Origin of the sequence: Leptolyngbya sp. GB1-A1 (assembly GCF_039962475.1) — a bacterium.
Classification (GTDB): domain Bacteria; phylum Cyanobacteriota; class Cyanobacteriia; order Elainellales; family Elainellaceae; genus Leptolyngbya_A.
Genome location: NZ_JAMPLI010000106.1, coordinates 1 through 5,581 on the forward strand (window position 1 = coordinate 1; position 5,581 = coordinate 5,581).

Below are 5,581 nucleotides of genomic sequence, written 5' to 3' on the forward strand. Positions count from 1 at the left end.
TTCAAGCCAGTTAAAGCGCGCAGCAAGCGGTCTTGTGTCAGCACCCGTTCAATATCCAGCATTTGCTTATCCCATTTCTGCCTTCTATTCTTGCTTATTTCCCGACAAGTCTATTGCTTCAGCATCTCCCAATCACTCCGCTTGGCTTGATACTGAGGGGTCGTCGTCTCAGTCGGAGGACTCTGCCGAATCCTTTTCCAGGTGTAATTTTTTTTGAGAAGTCGCCGAACTTGTTCTTTGCCCAATTCAACTTGCCGCTCACTCGCGAGTTTCTGGCTCAGTTGAGCAGCACTATAACGCCGGGGTTCCTTGACCCATTGCGCGATGGCTTGCCAATCCGCCTCACTCCATCGTCGATGTCTACCTCGACCGGATGCTTCCCATAATCCCCCTAACCCACCAACTTGCCAGCGACGGATTGTTTCTCTTACAGTTTGCGGTGCCTAATCGAGATGCTGAGCAATTTGATTCGTCCTCCAGCCTGCTGCATTAAGTCGCAGGGCACTCGCCCGTTGTTTGACTCGTTCTGGAACTCCATCGGCGTAGCTGAGTTCGCGCAAAGGGCGATCCTCTTCTGCGGTGAGGCAAATTTGTAGGGCAGCAGGCATAATTTAAGGTAACCACATCCACTCTATCTTACGTTTTATTTGGTTGAGCTACTTAGATTCAGGTCAAGCCAACCAGGAGGGTCTTGTTTCTTAGGAGCCAAGTTGCTACATTCATCAAGTCTTCATGCAGATGATGCTTCGTTCATTTCCTTTAAACAGTTGGATGGGAACACTGAAGAAAATATGGATTAATCCTAAGTTTACTTATGGCATCTTTCTCTAAAACTTGTGCCTGTCGTAATCTTGTGCGATGCTGCACCGGAGAAGCAGGTCAGCTTTTTCTTTGGTTTCCTGTTCCCCATACCTTGACAAAAGTTGTTCCTTACTTAAAGCAAGCAGCACTTAAGTTTGAACTGATGCAAGAGCGACCAGGTTTGAGCTTGACCTGTCAACCAGGACAGGCTCAAGAAATTGCGCGTAGCGTAGCCCGTATCATAGCACCCAGGGAATTGAGAGAAACACAAGTTTTGTTTATTCGAGGGACAGTTCAGCCCCAACTGCAAGATTTTAGTGACATTGCCTCCCTGCAACGCTTCATCAAATTTGGCCAGTCCGACTGGCTGGTTGACATGCTGGCAACTGAACGCTTCACAAGCCATTTTCAACCAATCGTCTTCATTCAAGACACGTCTCGGATTTATGGGTATGAATCGCTGCTGCGCGGAATTGATGAGCAGGGCAACTTGGTGATGCCAGGACCAATTCTGGATCTCGCAACGGAAGCCGGGTTACTGCCCCAATTAGATCGCGTTGCTCGCCTCAGCACGATCGCTCAAGCAAACCATCATCAATTAACAGGACGCATTTTCATCAACTTTGCCCCAACAGCTCTCTATGATCCTGTGTCTTGTTTGCGTAGCACTGTAGAGGCGATCGACCGAGCTGGAATTACCCATGAACGAATTGTGTTTGAAGTAGTGGAGTCAGACAACCCGCAAGATTTAGAGCACCTCAGAACGGTTCTGAGCTATTACCGGGATGCTGGCTTTTCTGTGGCACTGGATGATCTGGGCTCTGGATATTCCAGCTTAAACTTGCTGCATCAGCTACGCCCCGATTTCATTAAGTTGGATATGGAGCTAATTCGAAATGTCCATCAAGACCTTTACAAAGCTTCTATTACCGAAAAACTTCTGGAAATCGCTCAGAGGCTGAACATTCAGACAGTTGCGGAGGGCATTGAGTGCGTTGAAGAACTGAACTGGCTGCAAGCAAGAGGTGCAACCTTCGCTCAAGGCTATCTCATTGCCAAGCCGAGTGCTGTGCCAGTCATGGCTACTCCTCGCTTTAATACCAGCCCCATAATGGCAACAACATCTTGTCAGCTAGTTGAGCAGCAAGTTAGACACCAGAGTGAGTCTGAACGCATTGTGGCGGCTGTCACACAACGTATTCGACAGTCGTTGGAGTTGAACGAGATTCTACAAACTACCGCAGATGAAGTTCGACAATGGTTTGAGGTAGACCGAGTCGTCATCTATCAGTTTGAGCCAGATTGGAGCGGGTTAGTCGCTGTAGAATCTTTAGCAGAAGGATGTCCATCCATTTTGGGCTTTCATGTGATGGATACTTGCTTTCAATCTACCCAGGCTGCTTATTACCGACAGGGCAATAGCCGAGCGATCGAAAACATTGAAACAGCAGGGCTATCACCATGTCATATTGAATTGCTCAGGAGTTTGCAAATCCGGGCAGATTTAATTGTGCCGATTTTGCAAAAAGAGCGGTTGTGGGGACTGTTGATTGCTCACCAATGCTACAACACGCGACAATGGCGACAATCGGAAATTAATTTGTTCAATCAGCTTGCAGGTCAGGCAGCGAGCGCCATTCAGCAATCAGAACTGTATCATCAATTACAAAGCGCCAATCAAGAACTTCAACGTCTTGCTTCGGTCGATGGATTAACCCAAGTCGCAAATCGCCGCTGCTTTGACGATAGACTTAACGCAGAGTGGCAACGGCTAGCACGAGAGCAAGCTCCTCTATCGCTAATCTTATGTGATGTTGATTGCTTCAAGCTTTATAACGATACGCATGGACATTTAGCAGGTGACGATGTATTGCGGCAAGTTGCCAGTGCCATTATGCAAGCGGCTAAGCGTCCCGCTGATTTAGTGGCTCGCTACGGTGGAGAAGAGTTTGCAGTCATTTTACCCAATACCGATGTTGATGGAGCGATCGCTATCATTAACGCAATTCAAACGAACATCAATGCATTAAAACTGCCTCATCCCAATTCTCAGGTTCGTGAATGGATAACCCTCAGCTTTGGGATGACCACGCTCATTCCTCATAGCCAGTCATCTCCTGCTATCTTAATCTCTGCCGCCGATCAAGGACTATATCAAGCGAAAGCTCAAGGTAAAAATTGTGCAGTGCAGATAAGCTTCGAAGAGGTTACTACGTTGTAAACAGAATGAAACCCTACGCAGCTTAGAGTCGAAAGCTGGAAGTTAGATCAAGTAACTAGGGATCTCCAATTGACTGTCACCTCCACCCAGCACACTGCGATTTACCCGTTGTGTCAAAGAGAGAGTCATTGCATCCATAGTCCTTACTCCCGTCCATACATCTGACGTTCCAACATCTCGGTTAATTTGTCCTTTAACTTTTCTATTGCTTGTTTCTAATGTGACTCCTGCTTTGACTACCTCATAATCCTCCTGTAAACTACGCGTAAACTTCTGGAACTGGGTTAAAGTGTTCTCGACAGCTTACTCAAGCCAAGGATCAGAGTTCTCTGAAATTCATTGCCATACGAAATGAGCAAATCCATGGGCGGTTGTGTCGCAAATACTTTTTAGTGACAAACGAAGTATCTTGTTCGCGTTTCGTTAAGCGCTAATTCCGAAGAGTGCTTCAATCAATTTTACTTGAGACACACTGTCCCCTTTGCTGATTCCCTTGACTTGTCCTTTGCGAACCAGACTCATTGCTTCAATTCCGCTTAAGGTTCGTCTTGCCGTGTTGAATGAGCCGAATCTCATCATTGGTTGGCTTAATCGCTTGATGTTGCGGTGATCCTGCTCAATGATATTATTCAGGTACTTGCTTTGCCGTAATTCTGTCTCTGCTGTGAGCGTTTCATCGCCTTTCAAGGCTTCGACTGCTCCTGAGTAGGCAGCGTTCTTGTCCACCGTAATCACTCGCGGCGTTTAAGGATGAGTCGCCTTGAGAACTTTGCGGAAAAATCTTGCGACTGCCTTGCCATCCCGCGATCGCACTAGCATGAAGTCGAGCGTGTTGCCCATTGAATCTACCGCTCGGTAAAGATATTTCCATACTCCTTTCACCTGGATATATGTCTCATCCACCCGCTAGGAATCGTTCGTTTCGCTCAAGTGCAGTCGAGCTCGCTTGTCCAGTCCTGGGACATCGCTCAACCCCCACCAATGGATCGTCGAATGATCCACTTCTACTCCCCGTTCTGCCATCCTCTCTTCTAAGTCCCGATAGGATAAGGCGTATCGACAGTACCATCGCACGCTGAGCAAGATGACGTCGGGCAAGAAATGTCACCATTGAAATAGAGAAGGTGTGGACATCGGAGGAAGAGAAAGCAAGATTGGGCTTGTCTACCTTATCCTCCACTGGTTTTTGCGACACAACCAAGTCGATTGCCTCCTAGTTCTTGCTACCCCTGCCGGGTAGGGATAGGTAATGTATATCCCTCCACCCTGTAATAGGTAAGCAATATCCCAGAAATACTTACATTTTCTTCGCGTGTGCCAATACCTGATTCTCCAAGCTCAGCTCTTGCAGATGAACTCAGTAATATTTCCTCCCGACCTGCGATATCTTCCCCTAACTTACTTGCCAGGTTCACTTCATTCCCAAATATATCTTCATTGGCAATATTGAGTATCTTTCCATACCCTATTCCAAAGGATGCGTATAGATGCTGTTCTGCTGGTAACACAGCGTTTGCAGCGTTGAGGCAATCGTTCATCTCCTGGCTTGCGGTCACTGCGTCAATCACTTTATCGAATAAGCAGAATAGGTTATCAGCCTCAGCCTTGACTAAGATTCCTCTGTTCTGCTCAATGCAAGGTTCACAAATCGAGCGCATTTGATGAATCATCAATAGGAAAGAAATAATCCCGAATTGTTGAGTTGTGCGAGAGAAGCCGCTCATATCGAGCACCAGAATGACTTTATTGTCGCTAAAGATATTCTCAATGATTTCAGTGGTCTCTGCGCTGCGGTTAGGGTATTCAATAATTTGACGCAGTAGGCGCTGCAAATTCGCGCGGGAGTTCAACAATACATCAGTCTTATGATTGTTCGAGGGGATGTTAAGCATTAGTTCAGAGAAAGAAAATTGTCTATCTAGATCACCTAGACAAGAGAGTGCCCAAGGGCTACCTTGATCTGCTCGTTGAAGAAGAAACTCTGGTTTCTGAACTTGGCTTAATGCTTGGGATTAGGGTGAGAACGACTGCCTCCATCCTTTCCTCTCCCTACCCCTGCTTGGGTGGAACAAACGGAGTACCCCAGAACACCCAGTTTTCTGTGTTGAAGAACGATCGCTAGTTATAGATCAAATTTGGCTCAATTGCTTGCCGGGGAAGAGTTGCAGCCGGAATATGCGACCAGAAGGCAATTCCCATTGCAGTCTTGATCTTGTGCAAGGAGTTAGCAGAGCAGTAGTGGTCCAAATACCATTTGCAGCCATACTCTCCCTTCCAACGTTGACCTAACTTAACCGTTTCACCTCACGGGGTGACAGAGGAGCTAGAGAACAGAGTGGATCAAGCTCATCGCTCTCAATCCTTGTCGGAAAAAGCGGCATTTTTGCGGCTTGAGGTGCATCAGTTCTTCTGCCCAAGTAAACCACAAATCCATTGATGCAATCCATATTAACCCGGCAAGGAAAGAGAGGGCAGGATTAGGAGAGAAATTGTTAGCATAGAGGTATGAACAAACCCGATGCTCGAACGCTGAATCTAGCCACTCAAAACTATCTGCGG

General features: G+C 46.9%; 3 protein-coding genes and 2 pseudogenes. 1 reads left to right on the forward strand and 4 read right to left on the reverse strand.

Annotation, left to right across the window (positions count from 1 at the left end):
• Positions 1–443 precede the first annotated feature (443 nt).
• Positions 444–608 carry a hypothetical protein gene (locus tag NDI45_RS30540; RefSeq protein ID WP_348250038.1) on the reverse strand — a complete coding sequence of 55 codons (165 nt, stop codon included), beginning with the start codon at positions 606–608 and terminating at the stop codon, positions 444–446.
• A gap of 206 nt (positions 609–814) precedes the next feature.
• On the opposite strand from NDI45_RS30540, the gene NDI45_RS30545 reads away from it, so the two are divergent.
• A complete protein-coding gene (locus tag NDI45_RS30545) occupies positions 815–3,022 on the forward strand; it encodes an EAL domain-containing protein (RefSeq protein WP_348250039.1) in 2,208 nt (735 codons plus the stop codon).
• A gap of 423 nt (positions 3,023–3,445) precedes the next feature.
• Here the strand turns inward: NDI45_RS30545 and NDI45_RS30550 are convergent.
• From NDI45_RS30550 to NDI45_RS30560, 3 genes and pseudogenes are all read right to left on the reverse strand, one after another.
• A pseudogene (locus NDI45_RS30550) lies at positions 3,446–4,120 on the reverse strand (IS6 family transposase).
• Positions 4,121–4,245: 125 nt separating this feature from the next.
• Positions 4,246–4,914 carry an adenylate/guanylate cyclase domain-containing protein gene (locus NDI45_RS30555; protein WP_190791192.1) on the reverse strand — a complete coding sequence of 223 codons (669 nt, stop codon included), beginning with the start codon at positions 4,912–4,914 and terminating at the stop codon, positions 4,246–4,248.
• 431 nt (positions 4,915–5,345) lie between these two features.
• A pseudogene (locus NDI45_RS30560) lies at positions 5,346–5,581 on the reverse strand (hypothetical protein); the annotation flags it as partial.